The following is a 21,254-nucleotide window of genomic DNA, read 5'->3' on the forward strand; positions in this document are numbered from 1 at the left end:
TCGATGTCTTATTGAGTGGATCTAGGCGGCGAGCATAGGGTCCGAAGTGGACGTTTTGAAACGTTCAAATCGCTCTTCGCTCCCCGGGAGATCTGCATGAAACGCAAACTCCTACTCGTCCTCCTCCTGATCGTCACGTCCGTCCTGGTCCCGGCGGCCGCCGCCACCGCGGCGCCGGCCGGCCTCGACAACGCCCACTGGATCTGGTTCCCGGAGGGCGACCCGGCGGTCACCGCGCCGGCCGCCACCCGCTACCTGCGCCGGGAGTTCACCGCCCCGGCCGGGCCCTGGACCGACGCGCAACTCGTGGTGACCGGCGACGACACCACCGACGTCTGGCTCAACGGCACCTACCTGGCCGGCTCGCCGCGCACCACCGACGCGTGGAAGCAGGCCCGCTACGTCGACCTGGCCGCCGCGCTGCGGGCCGGCGCCAACACCCTCGAGATCGCGGTGCGCAACACCAGCACCGGGCCGGCCGGATTGCTCGGCCATCTGCGGGTGGCCGCCGCGGCCGGGACCGTCGACCTGGTCACCGACGGGGCGTGGCAGGCCGCGAACGCCGTACCCAAATCCTGGGTCTCCGCCAAAGAGCTCGGCGTCTACGGCAGCGGGCCGTGGGCCCGCAATGTCGCCGCCCCGGACCCGAGCCGGGCCTCGCCGGTCACCGTGACCGGCCTGACCGCGCAGCGGCAGACGAATCCGCTCGGCGTCGACGCGGCCCGGCCGCTCCTCGGGTGGAAGCTCGTGGCCGGTGCGCCGGGTCAGGTGCAGGGCCGCTACCAGGTCGCCGTCGGCACCGCGGCCGGCGGCTCGGACGTGTGGGACAGCGGGCCGGTCGCGTCCGGGCAGAGCGTCGACGTGGCCTACGGCGGGCCCGCGCTGACCAGCAACAAGCGGTATTTCTGGCGGGTACGGGTGTGGGACGCCCAGGGGCGGCCGAGCCCGTGGAGTGCGGCGGCCACCTTCGACACCGGGCTCTTCGACCCGGCGACCGAGTGGCAGGCCGGGTTCATCGGCGCCCCGGTGACCGAGAACCTCACCGGCGCTAACTGGATCTGGTACCCGGAAGGCGACCCCGCCACCAGCGCGCCGGCCGCCACCCGCTACTTCCGGAAGACGTTCACGCTCGCGAGCGTCGGCAAGTCGGTGCTGGTCGTCACCGGTGACGACACCGCCGACGTCTGGGTCAACGGCGCGCAGGTCAGCGCCTCGCGCCGGGTCACCGACTCGTGGAAGCGGGCGACCACCGTGGACGTGACCGCCCAGCTGCACGCCGGCGGCAACACCGTCGCGATCGCCGGCACCAACACCAGCGAAGGGCCGGCCGGTCTGGTCGCGAAGCTGAGCACCGGGCTCGTCACCGACGGTTCGTGGAAGGCCTCGACGACCGGCGCCGGTGGCTGGCAGCAACCGGCCTTCGACGACTCGGCCTGGCCCGCCGCCCAGGTGACCGCGGCGATCGGGGGCGGACCGTGGGGAGCCCAGGTCAGCGTGCCGCATCCCACGCCGTACCTCAGCAAGGGTTTTGATGTGGGGAAGCCGGTGGCGAGGGCGCGGCTGTTCGCGACGGCGCTCGGGCTGCACGAGACCTATCTCAACGGTGCGCGGGTCAGTGCCGAGCGGCTGGCGCCGGGCTGGACCGACTACGGCAAGCGGCTGCAATATCGCGACTACGACGTCACCGCGCTGCTCAAGCAGGGTGGGAACACGCTGGGGGCGCTGGTCGGCAACGGCTGGTATTCCGGCAACGTCGGCTTCGCGGGCAGCGCGATCTACGGGACGTCGCCGTGGTATTCGGCGCGGCTCACCATGGAGTACGCCGATGGCAGCGCGGCGACCGTGCTGACCGACGGCACCTGGACCGCGAGCGCCAGCACGGTCGTCGCCGACGATCTCTATCAGGGCGAGGATCAGGACGCCCGGATCACGCCCGGTGCCGGCACCGCGGTGACCGTCCGTGCCGGGGCTCAGCCGCATCTGGTCGCCCAGGTCGACCCGGGGGTGACCGTGCAGCAGGAGCTGTCGCCGGTCGCGATCACCCAGCCCAAGCCGGGCGTGTGGATCGCCGACCTCGGGCAGAACTTCACCGGCTGGAACCGGCTGCGGGTGACCGGGCCGGCCGGCACCAAGGTCACGCTGCGGCACGGCGAGATCCTCAACGCCGACGGCACGCTCTACACGACAAACCTGCGGGCCGCCCAGGCCACCGACACGTTCACCCTGGCCGGAACCGGCTCCCCGGAGGTTTTCGAACCGCATTTCACGGTGCACGGCTATCGATATGTCGAAGTCACCGGCATCTCGTCCTTCGATCTCGTCGGTCTCGCGGCCTGGACCGCCGGCGCTTCCACCGGCACCTTCACCACCAGTGACGCGAGCATCAACCAGGTGGCGCACAACATCCTGTGGGGCGCCCGGTCCAACATGCTGTCGATCCCGACCGACTGCCCGCAGCGCGACGAACGGCTCGGCTGGACCGGTGACATCGCCGCGTTCGCCGCCACCTCCACGTTCGGCTTCGACACCCACGGGCTGCTCGCCAAGTTCGTCGACGACCTGGTCGACGCACAGCGCGCGGACGGGGCGTTCACCGACGTGGCGCCGGCCGTGATCAGCGGCGGGGGCAAGGCGGGCTGGGCCGACGCGGGCGTGATCGTGCCGTACACGATCTGGCAGCGCTACGGCGATCTGTCCGTCGCCGACGCGCACTTCGCGGCGATGCAGCGCTACGTCGACTACCTGCGGTCTACATCGGGCAGTGACCTGATCCGCGATCAGGAGACGTTCGGTGACTGGCTCAACGTCAACGACAACACCGCCAACGATCTGACGAGTACGGCGTACTTCGGCTGGTCCGCGCGGTTGTTGTCGCGGATGGCCGCGGCCACCGGGCGCACCGCCGAGGCGACCACCTACGGCACCCTCGCCGACCAGATCGCCGCCGCCTTCACCAGCCGGTTCGTGGCGGCCGACGGGACGGTCGGCAGCAACAGCCAGACCGGTTACGTGCTGGCGCTCGCCTTCGAACAGGTGCCGCCGGCCCGGCAGCAGGCCGTCGCCGACAAGCTCGCGGCCGCGGTCGACGCCCGCGGCGGGCATCTCTCGGTCGGCTTCATGGGGGTGGAGAACCTGCTCCCGGTGCTCGCCGACCACGGGCACGCGGACACCGCCTACCGGATCCTGCAACAGCCCGACTATCCCGGCTGGGGCTACATGAACTCGCGCGGCGCCACCACGATCTGGGAGCGCTGGGACGGGATCAGGACCGACGGCACGCTGCAGGACCCGGGGATGAACTCGTTCAACCACTACGGGCTCGGCTCGGTCGGCGACTGGCTCTACCGCAGCGTCGGCGGCGTCGCGCCGGCCGCACCCGGCTACCGCCAGGTGCTCATCGCCCCGCTGCCGGGCGGCACCCTCACCAGCGCGGCGGCCGCGCTCACCACCGGTTACGGGCCGACCAGCTCGTCGTGGACCCGCAGCGGCTCGACGCTGACCCTCAAGGTCGTCATCCCGGCTGGTGCGACCGCGACCGTACGCCTCCCGGTCTTCTCCTCCGGGTCGGTTACCGCACCTCCCGAAGCCGTCCCGCAGGGCGTCGGTTCCTACTCGCTCGGCTCCGGCAGCTACACCTTCACCGTGGCCTAGCTGGTGGCGAAGCGCGGCGGACGGGCTGTGATTGACTGGCACGCATGGTCTTGCGCCCGCCCGCCGCGCCGACCCGCCCGCGTAACCGCAAGCAGCTCATCGTCGAGGCGGCCGGGCAGGTCTTCAGCGATCGCGGTTACCACGCCGCCTCGATGGAGGAGATCGCCGCCGGGGTGGGGATCAGCGCGGCCGCGCTCTACCGGCATTTCCCGAACAAGTACGCGCTGTTCGCCGAGTGTGCCGATGTGATGGTGGACCGGCTGGTCGCGACCCTGGCTCCGGCGCTCGGCCTGCCCGAGACGCTGGCCGCGCTCATCCGGGTCACCGTCGCGCACCGGGCGTCGGGTGGCCTCTACCGGTGGGAGGCCCGCTACCTGGGACGCGACGACCGCCGGCTGCTCCGGGCGAAGTTCGGGCAGGTCGTCGACCGGGTGGCCGACCTCGTCCGGGCGGATTACCCGTTGCCGGACGAGCGGCTGCGGGCGGTGGCCGCGCTCGGCGTGATCGGGTCGATCACCATGCACCACACCTCGATCGCGCCGCGCCGGATCGAGGACCTGCTGCTCACCTCCGCGCTGCGGGTGGTCGCCACCGACCCGGCCACCGCGGCCGGCAGCGCCCGCCTGGTCGAGTTGCCCGCCCCGCCGGTGCCGCGCACCCGGCGCGCCGAGATCCTGGCCGCGGCGGTCCCGCTGTTCGCCCGGGACGGGTTCGCCAACGTCACCAACGGGCAGATCGCGCAGGCGGTCGGGCTCGCCCCGTCGGCGATCTACCGCCACTATCCCGGCAAGGTCGACATCCTGGTGGCCGCGTGCCTGCAGGCGGCCGGGCTGCTGGCCCAGGCGGTGGACCGGAGCCTGCACCAGGCGGCCGACCCGCGCCAGGCGGTGGTCGCGCTGACCGCCGCGTACGTGGCCTACAGCTTCGAGCACAACGCGCTCACCAGCGTGGCCGAGGCGGAGATCCGGGGGTTGCCGGCCGACCGGCAGCGGCCGCTGATCCTGGCCCAGCGGGAGCACATCGCGGTCTGGGAGCAGCAGTTGCGGCTGGCCCGGCCGGAACTCGACCCGCGCCAGGCCCGGCTGCTGGTGCACGCGGGCTTCGGCGTCGTGATCGAGGCCGGGCGCGCCCTGCACTGGCAGAACACGCCCGGTCATCGGGATGCGGTCACCGCTCTGGTCACCGGCGCCTTGACCCTCTAGGCGGGCCGGTTTCCGGTCGGGATGGTGATCGGGGTGTAGGTCGCCGACGTGCCGTTGTTGAGGAACAGCATCGCCAGGCCGCGGACGAACTGGTCGAAGAGGGAGAACGTGGTCGGGATGATCGGCGACAGGCCCTCGCGGAACGCGACGTAGGCCGGCCAGCCGAGCTCGATCACGCTGCGCGAGACCAGGTCGCGCGGCAGCTTCAGCCAGTCGCCGATCTTGTCGCTCAGGACGTATCGCGCGAACTCGCGCTGGAAGCCCTTGGTGACCCCCAGGTCGACCGACGAGGTCAGGTTGAGCAGGACGTCGGCCAGGTTGATGCCCTCCGGTGTCGGCGCCATGATCGGCGTCAGCACGTAGGCCGACTGCTGCTGGGCCGCGGCCCAGCTCGCCGGGATGAAGTCGTCGCGCACCCCGAGCAGGTGCAGCGCGACCTGCCACTGGTGCAGGTAGGCGTCTTCCTCGGCGGCCGACATCTTGATGCCCCAGGCCTTCAGCTTGCCGTAGACGAAGGTGCCGAGACTGTGGAAGGTGACCAGGATGTCGCCGTTGCTGATCGGGATGAAGTCCTGGTCGTTGGTGACCGCCCGCCACGCCGGTGACTGGGGGAGCAGGTGCCGCACGGCGGCGTGGGTCAGCCGGGTCTTGTTCGAGGTCACCACGAAGTGGCCGGTCGGCTGGAACGCGTCGAGCGCGCTCAGGTCGTACCCGTACGTGAAGGTCTTGGCCGCCCGGGACTGCATGACGGCGCCGCCCGCGGACCAGTAGACGTTGCGGGCCTCGCGCGGGATGACCGTGCTCATGATGCCGCTGCCCAGGCCGTACAGCAGGAAGAGGTACATGCTCATCCGCTTGTTGAACTGGGCGGCGCGGGCGAGCTTGGTCTGGTCGGCCCACGACGGCAGAGTGTTGACCTGCTGGAGGTAGGTGACGAGGGCGGCGGGCAGGGCGGCCGGGAGCGGGTCGCCGTTGTTGACCCACGAGTCGAACGCGGTGTTGACGGCCGGGATCTGGCCGTTGTCCAGGAGGGACGCGACGAGCGGGTCGGTGGCGTCGTCCCACACGCTCCACGGGTCGGTGACCGTGTCGGTGGCGGCGATCGAGTTGGCGGAGGACCACGCCCACGCCTTCGACGGATCCGCGACGCCCACCAGACCCAGCGCGGCGCCGAGGGTGAGGACTCGCCTTCTGCTGAGATTTTGCATTCGCTTACCTGCTTCCAGATGGGCCGGGGATGCCTGGGAAGAGGATGTTTCACCGGTAACCGGTGTGTGATTTCTCATTAACATAGCGATGCTCGATGTCATCAGCAAGACTCAATGTATTAACGTGCGGCCCGGCGAAAACGGCGGCCCAGGTCGGCGACGGCGGCGGTGAGCTCGGGCAGGTCGCGCGGCGTGAATCTCGGGCCGTTCGGCGTGCGCAGGGCGATCCGGTCGACGCGGAAGGTGCGCCAGTCCGCGCGGTCGAGGTCCCAGGCGACGACATACCAGCGGCCGTCCCAGGTGATCACGTGGTGCGGCTCGGCGCGGCGGGGTTTTCGGCGTAGTCGAAGCGGGCCGCCGCTCACCTGCCTGGTGATCACCTTTACCAGCGCGGTCCTGATGGCCGCCCTGAAGATCGACACCTACGGCGATGCGCTGCTGTTCGGCCTGATCGTGGGGCTGGGCTATCTCACCGCCAACACGGTGAACATCGCGATCAACCCCAACTTCCCCCGGCCGCTGCTGTACGCAGCGATCTCCGGGGGATTCAACGTGATCGGAAGCCTGATCGTCAGTCTGCTTCTGGTGGCGGTCTGATCAGTCGGAGTCCAGGCCGTGGCAGGCCGTCGCCGTGCAACCCTCGCCGCGGCCGTGGCAGGTCGGGCACCGCTCGTCGAGGTGCTCGGCCGGGGTGGCGGTGGTGGTGCGGTCGTTCATCGCGATCTCCCTATGTCGCTGCCGTTCAGGGATCAGCCTTTCGCGGCAGCGATCATCGGGGCAGGGCCATCCGGCCCGGCTCAGTAGCCGGACGGCAGGCGCGGCGTGTAGTGCTCCTCCAGGGCGGCCACCTCCTCGGCGGTCAGCTCCAGGTCGAGCGCGGCCACCGCGTCGGTCAGGTGCTGCGGCTTGGTCGGCCCGACGATCGGCGCGTCGACGACCGGGTTGTGCAGCACCCAGGCCAGCGCGACCTGGGCCATCGGGACGCCGCGGGCCTCGGCGACCCGGCGGACCGCATCGACGATCGGCCGGTTCTCCTCGCCCTCGTAGCGCCGGTGCAGATGGTCGGCCCCGGCCCGGGCGGTGGACTGCTCGTCCCACGGGCGGGCCAGCCGGCCCTTCGCCAGCGGGGCCCACGGGATCGACCCGACGCCCTGGTCGGCGAGCAGGCCGAACATCTCCCGCTCCTCCTCGCGCTGCAGGAGGCTGTACTGGTTCTGCATGGAGACGAACCGCGTCCAGCCGCCCAGGTCGGCGGCGTGCTGCAGCTTCGCGAACTGCCAGGCGTGCATCGAGGACGCGCCGATGTAGCGCACCTTGCCCGCCTTGATCACGTCGTGCAGCGCCTCCATCGTCTCCTCGACCGGGACCGCCGGGTCGAACCGGTGGATCTGGTAGAGGTCGACGTAGTCGGTGCCGAGCCGGCTCAGCGACGCGTCGATCTGCTCGAGGATGGCCTTGCGGGACAGCCCGGACCCGCCCGGCCCGTCGTGGAACTTGAAGTAGACCTTGGTGGCCAGCACGATCGCGTCGCGGTCCGTGTACTTGCGGATCGCCCGGCCGACGATCTCCTCCGACGTGCCGTCGCTGTAGACGTTCGCGGTGTCCCAGAAGGTGACGCCCGACTCGACCGCCTGCCGGAAAACCGGCTCGGCGGTCTCGTCGGTCAGCGTCCACTGGTGGTTGTTGCCGCGGTCGGGTGCCCCGAAGCTCATGCAGCCGAGCGTGACCCGGCTGATCTTGAGGCCCGAACTGCCCAGTCGTGTGAAGTCCATGGTCCAAAACTAACGACTCGTGGGACGGGATCGGCGGAAAGACCCGTAGACGCGGTCGCCGCGAATTCTGGATCGGTATCGGTCTAAGTCTTCCCCTGGTGACGCATCGATGCCTACGTTCCTGGGCGGGCCACCACGGTCCACATTGCATCCGGGCCGAGCCCGTTCCACCGGCGGGTGTCGGCATGACCGCTTCGGGGGTAGTCGATGCGCAAGATCCTGGTGGGACTGCTGGGCGTCAGCCTGGCGTCCGGCTTAGGCATTTCATCCAGTCCGGCCGCGCTGGCCGCGCCGTCAGTGTCACCGCCGGCCGGCGCGACCGCCGCGGCGAAGAACGCGGAGAGCGACGAGCTGGTCGGGTCGCTCGAGCAGAAGCGGCGGGCGCTGCGGGAGAAGGCCGTGAGCGACGTCGTGTCCGGCCGGGCCACGCCGGTGACCCGCAACGGCAGCACGGTCGTCAAGGTCGGTCAGTCGGCCGGCGGCGGGGCGTTCGGCGGCAAGTCGCGCCGGGGCGGTGCCCGGGACAACCGTGATCAGTACGTCGAGCTCGCCCGGGAACGGACCGACCGGATCTTCGTGATCCTCGCCGAGTTCGGCAACGAGCGCGATCCGCGTTTCCCGGACCGGGACACCGACCCGACCACGCCGGGGCCGGCCCGCTTCGACGGGCCGCTGCACAACCAGATCCCGGCGCCGAACCGGGCGGTCGACAACACCACGGTCTGGCAGGCGGACTACAACCGCCAGCACTTCCAGGACCTGTACTTCGGGACCGGCCGCACCGCCGAGTCGGTCAAGACCTACTACCAGACGCAGTCGTCGGGCCGGTACAGCGTGGACGGCACGGTCACCGACTGGGTCAAGGTCAAATACAACGAGGCACGGTACGGCCGGTCCGGCGACGATCCGGCCGACGCCAACGGCGACGACCCCAACGTCTGCTCCGGCAACGTCTGCAACACGACCTACGACCTGGTGCGCGACGCCGCCAACCAGTGGGTCGCCGACCAGCTGGCGCAGGGCCGCAGCAGGGCCGAGGTGACCGCCGAGCTCAAGACGTTCGACCAGTGGGACCGGTACGACTTCGACGCCGACGGCAACTTCAACGAGCCGGACGGCTACCTCGACCACTTCCAGATCGTGCACGCCGGCGGCGACGAGGCGGACGGCGATCCCTCGCAGGGTGAGGACGCCATCTGGAGCCACCGCGCGTTCGCGTACGGCGACGACGAGGGTGACCGCGGCCCGGCCGGCAACCTGCTGGGCGGCACCGAGATCGCCGACACCGGCCTGTGGATCGGTGACTACACGATGCAGCCGGAGAACGGCGGGCTGAGCGTGTTCGTCCACGAGTACGGCCACGACCTGGGCCTGCCGGACGACTACAACGTGATCGCCGGCGGCAACGGCAACAACGAGTACTGGACGCTGATGGCGCAGAGCCGGCTCAACGCGGCGGGGGAGCCGCTCGGCACCCGGCCCGGCGACCTCGGCGCGTGGAACAAGTTGCAGCTCGGCTGGCTGGACTACGAGACGGTGGTGGCGAAGCAGAAGCGCACGCTGACCCTCGGGCCACAGGAGTACAACAGCAACAAGGCCCAGGCGGCGGTGGTGGTGCTCCCGAAGAAGACGGTGACCACCCAGTTCGGCGCGCCGTTCGCGGGTTCGAAGCAATACTTCTCCGGTAATGCCGACGACCTGCGCAACTCGATGACCCGGCAGTTCGATCTGACCGGGGCGGCCGCGCCGGCCCTGAACTTCAAGGCGCGGTACAACGTCGAGGAGGGCTTCGACTACCTGTACGTGCGGGCCTCGCTCGACGGCCAGAAGTGGACCGCGTTGGACGGCACCATCAACGGGCAGCCGTTCGGCCGGGACGGCGCCAACCCGCCGCGACCGGCGATCGACGGCAGCACCGATGATCAGTGGGTGGACGTCTCGGTGCCGCTCAGCGCGTACGCCGGAAAGAATGTGTATTTGCAGTTCTACTACCGCACCGACGGTGGTTTCTCGGCCGGCGGCTTCTTCAGCGACAACATCCAGGTGGTCGACGGCAGCGCGGTCCTGTTCAGCGACGACGCCGAGGCGACCACCTCGCCGTGGACGCTGCGCGGCTTCAGCACCGTCGGCACCAGCGCGACCGGCCAGTTCGACAACTACTACATCGCCGGCCACCGCACCTACGTCTCCTACGACCGCTACCTCAAGACCGGCCCGTACAACTTCGGCTTCCTCAACACGAAGCCGGACTGGGTCGAGCACTACTCGTACCAAACCGGGGTGTTGATCTCCTACTGGGACCGTTCCCAGGTCGACAACGACACCAACTGGCATCCGGGGGTGGGCCGCAATCTCTACATCGACGCCCACCCGCGCCCGTTCTACCGGCTGGACGGCCTGCCGTTCAGTTCCCGGATCCAGGTCTACGACGCGCCGTTCGGCCTGCGTAAGGCCGATTCGATGACGCTGCACATCAACGGCAATGCTTCTTATGTACGAGGCCAGGCCGCGCAGCCGCTCTTCGACGACACCCAGAAATACTTCTACGACGAACTGCCGAACCACGGGGTCAAGCTCCCCGCGGTCGGCGTGAAGATCCGGGTCCTGTCGGAGAACGGCACGTCCGCCAAGATCCGCATCTCCTGACCCCTGATGACCCGCCGCCGCCGTTCTCCACGGTGGCGGCGGGTCGCCGTTCTCAAGGCAGCAGCGGCAGGATCGCGCAGTTCGAGTCGGCCGGCTTGCCGGCCAGCCGCTGGTAGAGCCAGTCGACCGCGGTGGCCTGGTCGGCCAGCAGCGGCCCGAAGTGGTTGAGCAGCGGGTCGACCAGCCACGGCACCGTGACCGGCGCGTAGACCACGTCACCGCCGAGCTTGCACCAGTCGGCCGCCATCGTGCGGGCCTGGGCGTGCGGCACCAGGTTGTCGAAGAGGCCGGTCGCGACCCGGACCACGCCGGCCGGCTTCCGGTTCCCGATCGTCTGCTCGTCGACGAACGCCTTCAGCTGGGGCTCGGCCTTGATGATGTCGGCCAGCGACTTCCCGTTCTTCGTCCACGACGTGGTGCGCTGCAGCGCGTAACCGAAGATGGCGTCGCCGACACACATCGTCGACAGGTCCGTCAGGGTGGCCTTGCCGGCGTCGCTGAGGTACTTGTCGACCAGCGTCGAGAGGCTCGGGTCGGTCTGCCGGAACCCGTTCACCGACCAGCCCAGCGCCCCGACCAGCTCGGTGCCGTCGATCGCCGCGGTGACCGCGGCCAGGTCGGCCGGCGGCGCCCCGGAGTAGGTGGCGGTCAGCCGGACATCGGGCGCGTAGGACGACTGCAGTTCGGCGGCCGACGCGACCGCGCCGCCACCCTGGCTGTAGCCGTAGAGGCCCACCCCGGAGGCGGCGGTGAGCGAGGTGCCCGGGAGCGCCTTAGCCGCCCGGGCGGCGTCCAGCACGGCGTGGCCCTCGTCCACCCGGTTGACGTAGGTGTGCAGCCGGTCGGTGGTGCCGAGACCCAGGTAGTCGGTCTGTACGACGGCGAGGCCCTTGGCGAGCAGTTGGTAGATGGCCAGCACCTCGTAGCCGATCGACACCGTCGTCTGGTCACCGACGCCGAAGATCAGGCCGTACTGCAGGGCGAGCGAGGTCGAGCACTGATCGCCCTGCCCCATCGTGCCGGGCGCGAGCACCACCAGCGGCCGCGGTCCCGGCCCGCGCCAGGCGGCCGAGGGCTCGAGGTAGGCGCCGGTCACCGCGACGGCCTGGCCGCCGGTGTCGGTGGTCCGGTACATGATCCGGGTGGCAGTCCCGGGCAGGGTGCCGTCGATGCCCGGCAGCGACAGCGCGAGGGGGAGCGGTTCGCTGCGGATCAGGGCGCCGTTGGCGGCCGGCAGGGTGGCCGGCGGGGTGTAGAAACTGGGGATCTCGATGCCGCGGGACGTGTCGGCGATGGCCGGGGACGGCCCGACCACCACTCCGGCGAGGACCGCGGTGAGCATGACTACTACTGCTGGACGAAAGCGAATGGGCATGTCCGGCCTCCGAGGGCTCTGACCGCGGGCCGGTGGGCGCCCCGCGGTTACCGGACGGTAACCAGAGGAAACGAGACATCCAAGATGCTCGAACTATCACTCCGTGCGTACGCCTGTTAGCGTCACTCCGGTTGTCGATCTCAGCGTGCGGGGGAACACGTGACCGAACCGCCGACCGGCCGCCGCTTCCGGCGCGAGTTCCTGCTCGCCCCGATCGGCTCGGTCCTTCTCGCCGTGGGCATGATCTGGCTCATCCCGCCGTACGCCGCCGACCTGGTCGCGGCCGGGGTCAAGCCGGCCGAGATCGCCAACCCGGCGAACACGATCGTCGGCGACGGCGGCGACACCGCCGCCCAGGCCTGGCTGATCAGTTGGGTCGGGCACTCCCTCGGCCACGGCCTGCGCGGCTTCTGGGAGACCAACGCGTTCTACCCCGGCAAGTACGGCCTGGCCTTGAACGACACCCTTTTCGGGTACGCCCCGGCCGCGCTGATCGGCGACGGCGTGACGGCCGCGCTGGTGCGCTACAACATCCTGTTCGTGCTGGCCTTCGCGCTGGCCTTCCTCGGCGGCTACGCCCTGCTGCGCCAGCTCGGCGCCACCAAGGTGGCCGCCGCGGTGGCCGGCGCCGCCCTCGCCTACGCGCCCTGGCGCTACGGCCACGTCGGCCACCTGAACATCCTGTCCACCGGCGGGATGACCCTCGCGCTGGCGATGCTGGCCCGCGGCCACGGCTGGTCGATGACCCGCGGCTACCTGCCCGAGCGGGTCCGGCCCGGCTGGGCGGTGGCCGGCTGGGCGGTCGCGGCCTGGCAGGTCAGCCTCGGGTTCGGCGTCGGCCTGGTCTTCGTCTACGTGCTGGCCGGGGTGTGCCTGGTCGCGGCGATCGGCTGGCTGATCCGCCGCCGGCCACGGCTGCCGCGCCTGCTGGTCGTCGGCGACCTCGCCGGCGGCCTGTTCTTCGCCGCGGTCACCGGCTATTTCGCGTACGCCTACCAGCACGTCCGCGAGCTCTACCCGGACGTGCTGCGGTCCTGGGACTACGTCGCGGCGTTCTCCCCGGTGCCGCGGAGCCTGCTGGTCGCGCCGGCGTTCTCGCTGCCCTGGGGCAAGCTGAACGAGGCCGGCCGGATCGCGCTCGGCAACGCCGACCACGAGAAGTCGCTGCTCTGCGGCTACGTTCTCTACCTGCTCGCGTTCGGCGGCATGTTCCTGTCGGTCTGGTCGGTGCGGCAGCGGCTCTACCTGCTCGGCGGGGCGGTGGCCGGGGTGCTGTTCGCGCTCGGCACCCACGGCCCGCTCTACCGCCTGCTCTACGACTACGTCCCCGGCTTCGACGGCGGCCGCACCCCGGGCCGGCTGATCCTCTGGCCGACCATCCTGCTGGCGATCCTGGCGGCCGGGTTCGTCAGCGGGCTGGCCCAGGTCGCCCGGCGCGCGACCCTGCCCGAGTGGTCGGCGATCGGCGCCCGGGTGGTGACCGTGCCGCTGCTGCTCCTGGTGCTGGCCGAGGGCATGCCCGACCTGGCGCACGTGGACATGAAGCCCGAGCCGGCGGCGATGGCGCTGGCGACCCCGCCGCTGATCGTGCTGCCGTCCGACGACGGCTTCGACAGCACCGCGATGCTCTGGTCGACCGCCGGCTTCCCGGAGATGGTCAACGGGGTGGCCAGTTACAACACCCCGGACCGGCAGACCGTGCGGGACGTGATGCAGTCCTTCCCCAGCGCGGCCAGCCTGGATCTGCTGCGCAAGCTGGGCATCCGCAGCGTCGTGGTGCTGCACGACAAGGTCGGCGGCACGCCCTACGAGCTGGCGCTGGGCGTGCAGAGCGCGCCCGGCCTCACCCGCGTCGACATCGGCCAGGACGTCCTCTTCCGCGTCTACTGAGGGCCGTCCGAAGCCCGTTGACTTCCGCCGCGATGGTGCTAATAATACTAGCACTATGAGATGGACGATCGATCATTCGTCGCCGGAGCTGCTCCAGCACCAGATCGCCCGGTGCGTCCGGCAGGGCGTGGCCACGGGCGAGCTGACGGTCGGCGAGCAGTTGCCGCCGGCGGCCGAGCTGGGCGAGGCCCTCTCGGTCGACCGCAACACCGTGCTGACCGCCTACCGGCAGCTGCGGGACGAGGGGCTGCTGGAGTTCCGCCGGGGCCGCGGGGCCCGGGTGGCGTCGGCGGTGACCGAGCCCGCGCCGGTGGCCGAGGCCGCCCAGGAGCTGGTGGCCGTGGCCCGCCGGCACGGCCTCGGCCGGGCCGATCTGATCCGCCTCATCGAGCGACTGACCATCTAGGGGGAGTGGCGTCATGACGAGCGTCTATTCGATCTACACCGGCCGGGTCACCAACTGGATCCTGGTGTCCTTGAGCGCCGTTCTGCTGGTGCCCCTGCTGATCGGGAGCAAGGCCTCGATGCTGACCTTCCCGGTGCTGCTGGCCACGGCCGCGGCACTGGTCAACGTGCTGTGCGGGTCCAGCGTCCGCACGGCGGCGGGGCCGAACGGGGTGACCGTCCGGCTCGGCGTCCTCGGGTGGCCGCGGCGCACCTACCGCATCGAGCAGATCCGGCACGCCGAGGTCATCACCATCCACCCGTGGTCGGTGGCCTACGGCTTCTGGTGGGCGCCGCTCCGCACCAGTTTCACGGTCCGCACCGGCCCGACCCTGCGGCTGACGCTGACCACGGGCCGAAAGGTGACCATCACCGTGCCGGACGCACCCGCCGCGGTGGCCGTCATCCGCGAGGCCATCGGCGCCTGACCGTTCAGGCGGCGCTTTTCGATGATCATCTAAGCTACGATCCTGCGCCATGCCGCCGTCCGACGACATCGATTTCGACCTCGCCACCGCCTATCCCGACATCGGTGTGCTGCGGGCCGCGCTCGGCCGGCGCGACTGGGCGGCCTGCCGGCGGGTGCTCGACGCCGCGCCGCCGGACAGCCGCACCGGGCTGATCCGGGCCGGCTCCGACGAGGACGGCATCGAGGACTTTCTGCGCGACGTGCTGCGGCGTGACCCGGCGGACAGCGCGGCGGCGGCCATGCTCGGCCGGGGGCTGATCAGCATCGGCTGGAAGGCCCGCACGACGTCGCTGGCCAAGGACGTGTCGCGGGAGCAGTGGACGGTCTTCTACGAGTGGCTCGCCCGGGCCGAGGAGGTGCTGATCGGGGCGGCCGCCCGCAACCCGCGCGACCCGGCCGTCTGGAGTGCCCGGATCACCGCGGCGATGGGCCTCTCGCTCGGCCCGGCCGAACAGCGCCGCCGCTACGACCGGCCTCGTGGATCGCGATCCTCGACGCCCGGCGGCTCGGACCGGCCGACGACGTCGCCGAGCAGACTGCGATCCAGGTCCGTGGCGTCATCGAACGCCTGATCACCGCAGGACACCGGACGCCCGGCGACCTGGCCGGCTCCGGCGGTCACCACGAGCACCGCCACCAGCCGGTACGGCACCGCGACCGCCAGCGCCTGGAACCACGTCCACCCCTGGTTGACCCGCCGCGCGGCCTGGATCGACCACGACGGAGACCTGCCCGTACCTCCTGGCACCTTGATCCGCCTGCAGGTCGATCATCTGCCCGGCGACCGCGACCCAAAACCGGTCTGGCTGTGTCGTCACGCACGGATGCCGCACCCGAGGACGTCGACCAGCTCTGCCAGGCATTCTTGCGCCACTTCGACCTGGGACACACGTTCCGCATGATCAACAGACCCTCGGCTGGACCGCCCCACGGCTACGCGACCTGGCCGCGGCAGACCGGTGGACCTGGCTCGTGGTCACCGCGTACACCCAGTTACGCCTCGCCCGGCACCTGACCGACGATCTACGCCGTCCCTGGGAACCACCCACGCGACACGGCCGGCTCACCCTGGCCAACTACTGACCACCTTAACAAGCAGGATCAGCCGTAACTGGAGACTCCCGACGGCGCCAACGCAACGGAGCCTCCGGCGATCCCCTCGGGTGCTCCCCGTCCCCCGGGATGCCCTCAGGTGCGGCTGGATCTGTACCCAGAGGCCCCGCGCCGGCACCCTGACGTCGAAAGTTTCCGGTCAGGCTTCCAGTGAGGTCGACGGCAAGGCGATGGTGAAGGTGGCGCCGAGTCCGGGCCCGGGGGAGTGGGCGGTGATCGTGCCGTGGTGGGCGTCGACGATGGCTCGGGTGATGGTCAGGCCGATGCCGGATCCGTGCCGGCCGGGTGTTCGCCCGGGTGGAGCAGCACCGGTGGGGCTGCGTGCGGGGTCAGTGCGGTAGAAGCGATCGAACAGCAGGGCCGCCTGCTCCGGCGGGAAACCGGCGCCGGTGTCGGCGACGACGACCCGTGCTGTTCCCGGGTGCTGTTCCACGGTGACGGTGACGGTGCCGCCGGGCGGGGTGTGGTGCAGGGCGTTGTCGAGCAGGTTCATCAAGGCCTCGACGAGGCGGTCCTGGTCCACCATGACGGTGGGGCCCGGATCGGGGGTGCGGACCAGCAGGCCGATCCCGGCGGCGTCGTAGCGGGACCGCAACGCGGCGGCGGCTCGCCGGGCGAGGGCGGCCAGCGGCACGGGTTGTACGTGTAGGGCGAGTTGGCGTTCCTCGGCGCGGGACACCGATTCCAGGTCGACGACGAGCCGGTGCAGTCGGGATGCCTGTTCGCTGAGGGTGTTCAGGGTTTCGTTGTCGACGGGCAGGACGCCGTCGATGATCGCCTCGACGGTGGCTTGCAGCGCCGCGATAGGGGTGCGTAGTTCGTGGCCGAGGTCGGCGAGCAGCCGCCGGCGGGTCTGCTCGGAGCGGGCCAGTTTGCCGCCGAGCTGGTTGACCGCGGCGGTCAGGGCGGTGAATTCGGGGCCGAGCCGGGGGTCGGTGAGGTCGGTGTCGTAGTTGCCGTCGGCCATGCGGGTGGTGGTGGCGGCGAGCTCGGCGACGGGCGCGGCGAGCCGGCGGGCGACCAGCCAGGTGACAAAGCCGGCGGCGAGCACGGCGATGGTGAGCCCGGCGGTCAAGGAGATCAGGAGGGCCTCGGTGAAGGCCTGGTCGACGTGGTTCTGCACGGCTGGGGTGAGGTCGGGCATCTGCGAGCGGCGCAGGTGGGCGCCGAACACCGGTGGGGCGATCAGCAGCGCCACGATCAGCAGGGTGCTGGCGCCGGCGCAGACGACCAGCGTCATCGCCGTGAACAGCCGGGTGCCCAGCCCGAGGCGGGCCGACCGGCGGCGTAGTGACGTCCGGCTGGTCATCCGGCGCCCATCCGGTAGCCGACGCCACGCACGGTGCGGATGTAGCGGGGGTCGGCGGGATCGTCGCCCAGCTTGCGGCGGGTGTGGCCGAGGTGGATGTCGACCAGGTGTTCGTCGCCGACCCAGTCGCCGCCCCATACCGCGTCGATGAGCTGGCGGCGGGTGAACGCCTGCCGGGGGCGGGCGGCGAGTTCGGCGAGCAGGTCGAACTCCGTACGGGTCAGGTCGACGACCCGCTCGCCGAGGCGGACCTCGCGGCCGACCGGGTCGATCGTCAGCGCCCCGAAGCGGTGCACGCTCTCGTCGCGGGCACCGCCCGTGGCGGTGCGGGGACGCCGCAGCATGGTGCGGATCCGGGCGACCAGCTCCCGGGGGCTGAACGGTTTGGTGAGGTAGTCGTCGGCGCCCACGGACAGGCCGATCAGCTTGTCGACCTCATCAGCCCGGGCGGTCAGCATGATGACGTACGCGTCGGTGAAGGTCCTTAGTGTGCGGCACACTTCGATGCCGTCGATACCGGGCAGCATCAGGTCGAGCACCACCACATCGGGCTCGTGCGCCCGGGCGGCCCGCAGTGCGGTTTCGCCGTCGGCCGCGGTGGTCACGGTGAACCCGTCCCGCTGCAGGTAGCCGGCGACGGCGCGGACCAGGGCCGGCTCGTCATCGACGACGAGCGCGTGCACACTGGCCGGTCTCCCGGCGCCGGCGGTCATACTTAAGCTCCCGTCATGGTGATGAACGCGCCGTGCCAGGTGTGGTACCAGATCGCCGCGGTGACGGCGTTGACCGACATCATGCCCACGATCTTCACGCCATGGACGGTGTGCAGGGTGTAGTAACCCGGGAAGGTCGTCGCGTCGTCGGCGGTCAGCCCGCTGTGTTGCGCGTCGAGCCAGGCCTGGGCGTCGGTGACGGCCTGCCCGGGGGTGACCTGCGCGGGCACGTCGCCGGTCGGGTGCATTCCGTAGCGGGTGTTCCACATCATCGCCGGCCCGTACTCGACACTCACCGCCCCGGTCGCGGGGTCGATCAGCACCTCGGTGGCGCCGGCGCCGGAGGCGGTGAGCAGTTCGCTGTAGTAGCCGTTGGCGAATTGCATTACTTCACCGGCGTGCAGCCCGGCACCCAGCTCGTCGGCGAACGCCTGAGCGCGGGTTGTGGCCGCGCCGGTCGTGGTGACCGCGTGCCCGTCGCCGGGCAGCCCGTAGCGGCCGCCGGTCTGCCAGCTGCCGGCCGGTCCGGACCCGCCCATCATGGCGCCGCCCGTGCCGCCCATCATGCCGCCCGCCCCCATCATCGGCGGCCCGTAGCCGGCTGCCGGCCGGCTCGTAACAGTCTGACTGCCCACGCCGGCCGCCACCGCTGCGACGCTGCCCATCAGGGTCAGCACCGCGACCGCCAGCGCGGCGATCAGCCAGCGCTGCCGCCCGGTGTTCATCGGTGTCCCCTTGCCTGTGCCAGCGTTTGCCGCTGTTGCTGGTAGGTCTCCTGGTCGATCTCGCCTTGCGCGAAGCGCCGGTCGAGGATTTCTTCCGGTGACTCCCGTCGCGCGTCGCTGTCGCTGCGGACGTCGGGCCGGATGCTGGGCAGCAGCCGCACCACCAGCAAGATGATCACCAGCAGTAGCAGCAGCCAGAACAGGCCCATCCCGAGCCAGGCACCCCAGCCCATACCTCCGCCGTACCCGCCCATCATCGTCGTGCTCCTTCCGGCTCGGGCCGGGTCAACTTGCTCCGGTCCATCTGCCAAGTCTTTGCCTGGCCACCCCTTCACCCTGCCGTGCCGGTGCGAACATCGTCTGGGGCGAACGACGAAGATTCGACAAAGGAAGCCGGCGAGCGCCCGGAACGCCGGGCCGGCACCATTTCAGGGCAGCGAGTCGGCAGAGCTCAGTGGCCCGGTTCGGGCCGGGCCGGCGCTGACGGGTTACGAGGCCGCAGCACGGACCTGATGTCGGCGGTGAAACGGTCAACGGCGCTCAGCTGCGGGAAGCGCCCGGGCACGTCGTACACGATGAGCCTGCCGTCAGGAGCCGCCGGGCGGAGCCGGGCGGCCGGTGGGCTGCTGTGGATCGCCAGACGCTGATGATTTGCTGCTACCCGCGTCGTGGACGCCGTGTCCCGCTGCAGGCAACCGCGGTAGGCGTGCAGCAGGCAGCCGTCGTCGGTGGGGGTGGCCAGCGACCGGTACTGCCGCGGCACGGAGGCCGGCTGCATGTGCTGCAGGTAGCCGGGGCGGTCGACGGGCGGGTCCGGTTCGGCGTCCACGGTGACCACGGCGTGGGCAGCGTACCGGGAGGCGAACAGCTCGGCCAGTGTCGCGGAGGGGCCGTGGGCGACGATGACGGGTGCCTGCGGGATGCGCAGATCGGCGATCAGGGCGGCGAGTTCGTCGACCAGCAGGTGCGGCTCGTACGTCTGCCGGCGGGCCGAGTTGCCGTGGCCGGGCAGGTCGACGGCGATCACGGTGGCGTGCAGGCGCAGGTCGGCGGCGACCGCCCACCACGAGGTGCGGCCGAACAGGATCGCCGGGATGAACACGACCGGCCGGCCGTGCGATCCCCACGTGTCGTATTCCCAGCATCGGCGGCGGTCCGGCCATTGGCGGGTGACGCGCACCGGGGGCAAGGGCTGATCACTCATGACTACGGCGTGCCGGGACGACGGGCGCCGGCTGGGGTGCAGGCGAGCGGGGCGGGGGCAGGTTTCATTGGCGCGGGCCTTCCGGAGGGCAGGAACAGGCACGGCCGCGCGCGGGCCTCGCCAGCAGGGCGGGCGATAACGCATGTGGTGGTGGCGCGCAGCCAGGCGAGCGCCACCGGTGCGGTGGCGCGGTTGTCCTACGTTCTGCTGATGCCCAGCGCGATGAGGGTGACCCCGGACGTGACCGGCGGGGCCGCGACTGTGGCGGGCCGGATGTCGGGCGTCGCGACCTGGTAGGTGCGTACCAGTCCGGTGAGGATCACGGGAGCGCTGGTACAGCCGGCGGTGGTCTTGATGACGACCTGGCATTCCTCGCCGGCTGAATCCGGACCGTGCTCTGCCGCCGGTTCGTGGTGTGCTGCGACACCAGCAGCGAGTCCAGCGTCGACGGTGTGTGCGTGCCCGGCGGAGGCGCCGGTGGTCAGGTGTGCCGGGGTGTCATCGGTGCAGTGGACGCCGTGCCACCAGAGCAGGCCGGCCAGGACGAGCACGATCAGCAGCCAGCGCGGCAACCTTGAGGCTGCCGGAAGCTGCGCACGTACAGGCACCGCGACAGCCTACGACATCGGTCCGCAAGGTTGCTGACCCGTGCGCCGCTGAGGCCGACGGCTGCGGCCGGTGGGGCGTCGGAGAGCCGTTGACCGGTCCCGACCAGGACAACGGGCCGGGCTGCGCATCCAGGAGCGAGGCGCTCCTGGATGCGCACCGGTGGCCGGTTACAGCGTGGCCAGCATGCCCTTCATCTGGGCGATCTCGGCCTGTTGGTCGGTGATGATCTTCCTGGCCAGGGCCACCGCGTCCGGGTTGGCGCCTTGGCCGGCTTCCTGCTGGGCCATTTCGACGGCGCCCTGGTGGTGGCTGATCATGAGGGTCAGGAACATCTTGTCGAACGCGGTGCCTTTCGCCGACATGAGCGCGTTCATGTCGGCGTCGCTCATCGCACCGGGCATGGAACCCATGCTCGGCTGGTCGGAGCCCATGCCGGGCATGCTGGAGCCGGTGGTCATGCCCGGCATCGCGCCCGGCTTGCCCCACGTGGTGAGCCAGCCGTTCATGGTGTCGATCTCGGGCTGCTGGGCGGCCTTGATCTTCGCGGCGAGATCCTTGACGTCGGTGCGGGCGGCGCGGCTGTCGGCCATGGCAGCCATCTGGATGGCTTGCTGGTGGTGGCCGATCATGTGCTCGGTGAAGGCGATGTCGGCGTCGTTGACAGTCGCTGTGCCTGCTGCGGCGCTGCTCGGCGCCGTCATCATGGAGCCGTGGTCGCCACTGGTCGAGCCGGAGCCGCCGCAGGCGGACAACACCAGTGTGGCGGTCGCTGCGGCGCCGGCGAGCAGCCCGCGGCGTAGGACGGAGGAGGGCAGCACGGAAGTACGGTTCATGATCGGAAATGAGCCTTTCGCGAAGAGATCAGCCGGATGTGTGCGCACGGAAGCTGCCGGGGCGCGGCGTGGCCACGCCCGGACGAGGGCT

Annotated in this window: 18 protein-coding genes and 1 pseudogene; 8 read left to right on the plus strand and 11 right to left on the minus strand. The window is 70.7% G+C overall.

Annotated features, from left to right (window positions below):
* Nucleotides 1-96 precede the first annotated feature (96 nt).
* Both Adu01nite_RS13520 and Adu01nite_RS13525 read left to right on the plus strand, forming a co-directional pair.
* Nucleotides 97-3,651 (plus strand): alpha-L-rhamnosidase, encoded by a 3,555-nt coding sequence (locus tag Adu01nite_RS13520; protein WP_203726973.1) that lies wholly within the window; start codon nucleotides 97-99, stop codon nucleotides 3,649-3,651.
* A gap of 44 nt (nucleotides 3,652-3,695) precedes the next feature.
* Entirely contained in the window at nucleotides 3,696-4,853 is a 1,158-nt protein-coding gene (locus Adu01nite_RS13525) for a TetR/AcrR family transcriptional regulator (protein WP_203726974.1), read from the plus strand.
* Here the strand turns inward: Adu01nite_RS13525 and Adu01nite_RS13530 are convergent.
* Entirely contained in the window at nucleotides 4,850-6,061 is a 1,212-nt protein-coding gene (locus Adu01nite_RS13530; RefSeq protein WP_203726976.1) for an oxygenase MpaB family protein, read from the minus strand. The two genes, Adu01nite_RS13525 and Adu01nite_RS13530, sit on opposite strands and share 4 nt — an antisense overlap.
* A gap of 143 nt (nucleotides 6,062-6,204) precedes the next feature.
* Nucleotides 6,205-6,390, minus strand: a pseudogene (locus tag Adu01nite_RS13535) (helix-turn-helix transcriptional regulator); the annotation flags it as partial.
* A gap of 70 nt (nucleotides 6,391-6,460) precedes the next feature.
* On the opposite strand from Adu01nite_RS13535, the gene Adu01nite_RS13540 reads away from it, so the two are divergent.
* Complete coding sequence (locus tag Adu01nite_RS13540) at nucleotides 6,461-6,658, plus strand: DUF1761 family protein (RefSeq protein WP_203726977.1); 198 nt, start codon at nucleotides 6,461-6,463, stop codon at nucleotides 6,656-6,658.
* A gap of 200 nt (nucleotides 6,659-6,858) precedes the next feature.
* Here Adu01nite_RS13540 and Adu01nite_RS13545 read toward each other — a convergent pair whose 3' ends face one another.
* Complete coding sequence (locus tag Adu01nite_RS13545; protein ID WP_203726978.1) at nucleotides 6,859-7,833, minus strand: aldo/keto reductase; 975 nt, start codon at nucleotides 7,831-7,833, stop codon at nucleotides 6,859-6,861.
* 222 nt (nucleotides 7,834-8,055) lie between these two features.
* Here Adu01nite_RS13545 and Adu01nite_RS13550 point away from each other — a divergent pair, with 222 nt between their 5' ends.
* Nucleotides 8,056-10,479 (plus strand): immune inhibitor A domain-containing protein, encoded by a 2,424-nt coding sequence (locus Adu01nite_RS13550; protein ID WP_203727052.1) that lies wholly within the window; start codon nucleotides 8,056-8,058, stop codon nucleotides 10,477-10,479.
* A 52-nt stretch (nucleotides 10,480-10,531) separates the two neighbouring features.
* Here the strand turns inward: Adu01nite_RS13550 and Adu01nite_RS13555 are convergent, their stop codons facing one another.
* Nucleotides 10,532-11,854: a lipase family protein gene (locus tag Adu01nite_RS13555; RefSeq protein ID WP_203726979.1), complete on the minus strand. Its 1,323-nt coding sequence runs from the start codon at nucleotides 11,852-11,854 to the stop codon at nucleotides 10,532-10,534.
* Nucleotides 11,855-12,013: 159 nt separating this feature from the next.
* Between Adu01nite_RS13555 and Adu01nite_RS13560 the strand changes: the two genes are divergently transcribed.
* From Adu01nite_RS13560 to Adu01nite_RS13575, 4 genes are read left to right on the plus strand one after another with little or no spacing between them, the layout of a single operon-like run.
* On the plus strand, nucleotides 12,014-13,744 hold the full coding sequence (locus Adu01nite_RS13560) for a hypothetical protein (RefSeq protein WP_203726980.1): 1,731 nt from the start codon (nucleotides 12,014-12,016) through the stop codon (nucleotides 13,742-13,744).
* 55 nt (nucleotides 13,745-13,799) lie between these two features.
* Complete coding sequence (locus Adu01nite_RS13565; RefSeq protein ID WP_203726981.1) at nucleotides 13,800-14,150, plus strand: GntR family transcriptional regulator; 351 nt, start codon at nucleotides 13,800-13,802, stop codon at nucleotides 14,148-14,150.
* 13 nt (nucleotides 14,151-14,163) lie between these two features.
* Nucleotides 14,164-14,616 (plus strand): hypothetical protein, encoded by a 453-nt coding sequence (locus tag Adu01nite_RS13570; protein WP_203726983.1) that lies wholly within the window; start codon nucleotides 14,164-14,166, stop codon nucleotides 14,614-14,616.
* Nucleotides 14,617-14,665: 49 nt separating this feature from the next.
* On the plus strand, nucleotides 14,666-15,229 hold the full coding sequence (locus Adu01nite_RS13575) for a hypothetical protein (RefSeq protein ID WP_203726984.1): 564 nt from the start codon (nucleotides 14,666-14,668) through the stop codon (nucleotides 15,227-15,229).
* Between the two features lie 680 nt (nucleotides 15,230-15,909).
* Here the strand turns inward: Adu01nite_RS13575 and Adu01nite_RS13580 are convergent.
* From Adu01nite_RS13580 to Adu01nite_RS13610, 7 genes are all read right to left on the minus strand, one after another.
* Nucleotides 15,910-17,079, minus strand: coding sequence for a sensor histidine kinase (locus tag Adu01nite_RS13580; protein ID WP_203726986.1), 1,170 nt, complete (start codon nucleotides 17,077-17,079; stop codon nucleotides 15,910-15,912).
* Nucleotides 17,076-17,792, minus strand: coding sequence for a response regulator (locus Adu01nite_RS13585; protein WP_203726988.1), 717 nt, complete (start codon nucleotides 17,790-17,792; stop codon nucleotides 17,076-17,078). The genes Adu01nite_RS13580 and Adu01nite_RS13585 overlap by 4 nt, the downstream gene beginning before the upstream one ends.
* 2 nt (nucleotides 17,793-17,794) lie before the next feature.
* Nucleotides 17,795-18,517: a hypothetical protein gene (locus Adu01nite_RS13590; protein ID WP_203726990.1), complete on the minus strand. Its 723-nt coding sequence runs from the start codon at nucleotides 18,515-18,517 to the stop codon at nucleotides 17,795-17,797.
* Nucleotides 18,514-18,774, minus strand: a complete 261-nt coding sequence (locus Adu01nite_RS13595) for an SHOCT domain-containing protein (RefSeq protein WP_203726992.1) — start codon at nucleotides 18,772-18,774, stop codon at nucleotides 18,514-18,516. Before Adu01nite_RS13595 ends, Adu01nite_RS13590 begins: the two co-directional genes overlap by 4 nt.
* Before the next feature lie 194 nt (nucleotides 18,775-18,968).
* Entirely contained in the window at nucleotides 18,969-19,721 is a 753-nt protein-coding gene (locus tag Adu01nite_RS13600) for an alpha/beta fold hydrolase (RefSeq protein WP_203726994.1), read from the minus strand.
* A gap of 197 nt (nucleotides 19,722-19,918) precedes the next feature.
* A complete protein-coding gene (locus Adu01nite_RS13605; RefSeq protein WP_203726996.1) occupies nucleotides 19,919-20,329 on the minus strand; it encodes a hypothetical protein in 411 nt (136 codons plus the stop codon).
* A 168-nt stretch (nucleotides 20,330-20,497) separates the two neighbouring features.
* Complete coding sequence (locus Adu01nite_RS13610) at nucleotides 20,498-21,211, minus strand: DUF305 domain-containing protein (protein WP_307836633.1); 714 nt, start codon at nucleotides 21,209-21,211, stop codon at nucleotides 20,498-20,500.
* Between the last annotated feature and the right edge of the window lie 43 nt (nucleotides 21,212-21,254).

Origin of the sequence: Paractinoplanes durhamensis, assembly GCF_016862175.1 — a bacterium.
Taxonomy (GTDB): domain Bacteria; phylum Actinomycetota; class Actinomycetes; order Mycobacteriales; family Micromonosporaceae; genus Actinoplanes; species Actinoplanes durhamensis.

Coding starts and splice junctions, on each gene's coding strand:
- Adu01nite_RS13595 (WP_203726992.1), bottom strand. CDS start 18,774: ATGATGGGCGGGTACGGCGGAGGTATGGGCTGGGGTGCCTGGCTCGGG.
- Adu01nite_RS13545 (WP_203726978.1), bottom strand. CDS start 7,833: ATGGACTTCACACGACTGGGCAGTTCGGGCCTCAAGATCAGCCGGGTC.
- Adu01nite_RS13600 (WP_203726994.1), bottom strand. CDS start 19,721: ATGAGTGATCAGCCCTTGCCCCCGGTGCGCGTCACCCGCCAATGGCCG.
- Adu01nite_RS13575 (WP_203726984.1), top strand. CDS start 14,666: ATGCCGCCGTCCGACGACATCGATTTCGACCTCGCCACCGCCTATCCC.
- Adu01nite_RS13585 (WP_203726988.1), bottom strand. CDS start 17,792: ATGACCGCCGGCGCCGGGAGACCGGCCAGTGTGCACGCGCTCGTCGTC.
- Adu01nite_RS13580 (WP_203726986.1), bottom strand. CDS start 17,079: ATGACCAGCCGGACGTCACTACGCCGCCGGTCGGCCCGCCTCGGGCTG.
- Adu01nite_RS13540 (WP_203726977.1), top strand. CDS start 6,461: ATGGCCGCCCTGAAGATCGACACCTACGGCGATGCGCTGCTGTTCGGC.
- Adu01nite_RS13565 (WP_203726981.1), top strand. CDS start 13,800: ATGAGATGGACGATCGATCATTCGTCGCCGGAGCTGCTCCAGCACCAG.
- Adu01nite_RS13570 (WP_203726983.1), top strand. CDS start 14,164: ATGACGAGCGTCTATTCGATCTACACCGGCCGGGTCACCAACTGGATC.
- Adu01nite_RS13530 (WP_203726976.1), bottom strand. CDS start 6,061: ATGCAAAATCTCAGCAGAAGGCGAGTCCTCACCCTCGGCGCCGCGCTG.
- Adu01nite_RS13590 (WP_203726990.1), bottom strand. CDS start 18,517: ATGAACACCGGGCGGCAGCGCTGGCTGATCGCCGCGCTGGCGGTCGCG.
- Adu01nite_RS13555 (WP_203726979.1), bottom strand. CDS start 11,854: ATGCCCATTCGCTTTCGTCCAGCAGTAGTAGTCATGCTCACCGCGGTC.
- Adu01nite_RS13525 (WP_203726974.1), top strand. CDS start 3,696: ATGGTCTTGCGCCCGCCCGCCGCGCCGACCCGCCCGCGTAACCGCAAG.
- Adu01nite_RS13520 (WP_203726973.1), top strand. CDS start 97: ATGAAACGCAAACTCCTACTCGTCCTCCTCCTGATCGTCACGTCCGTC.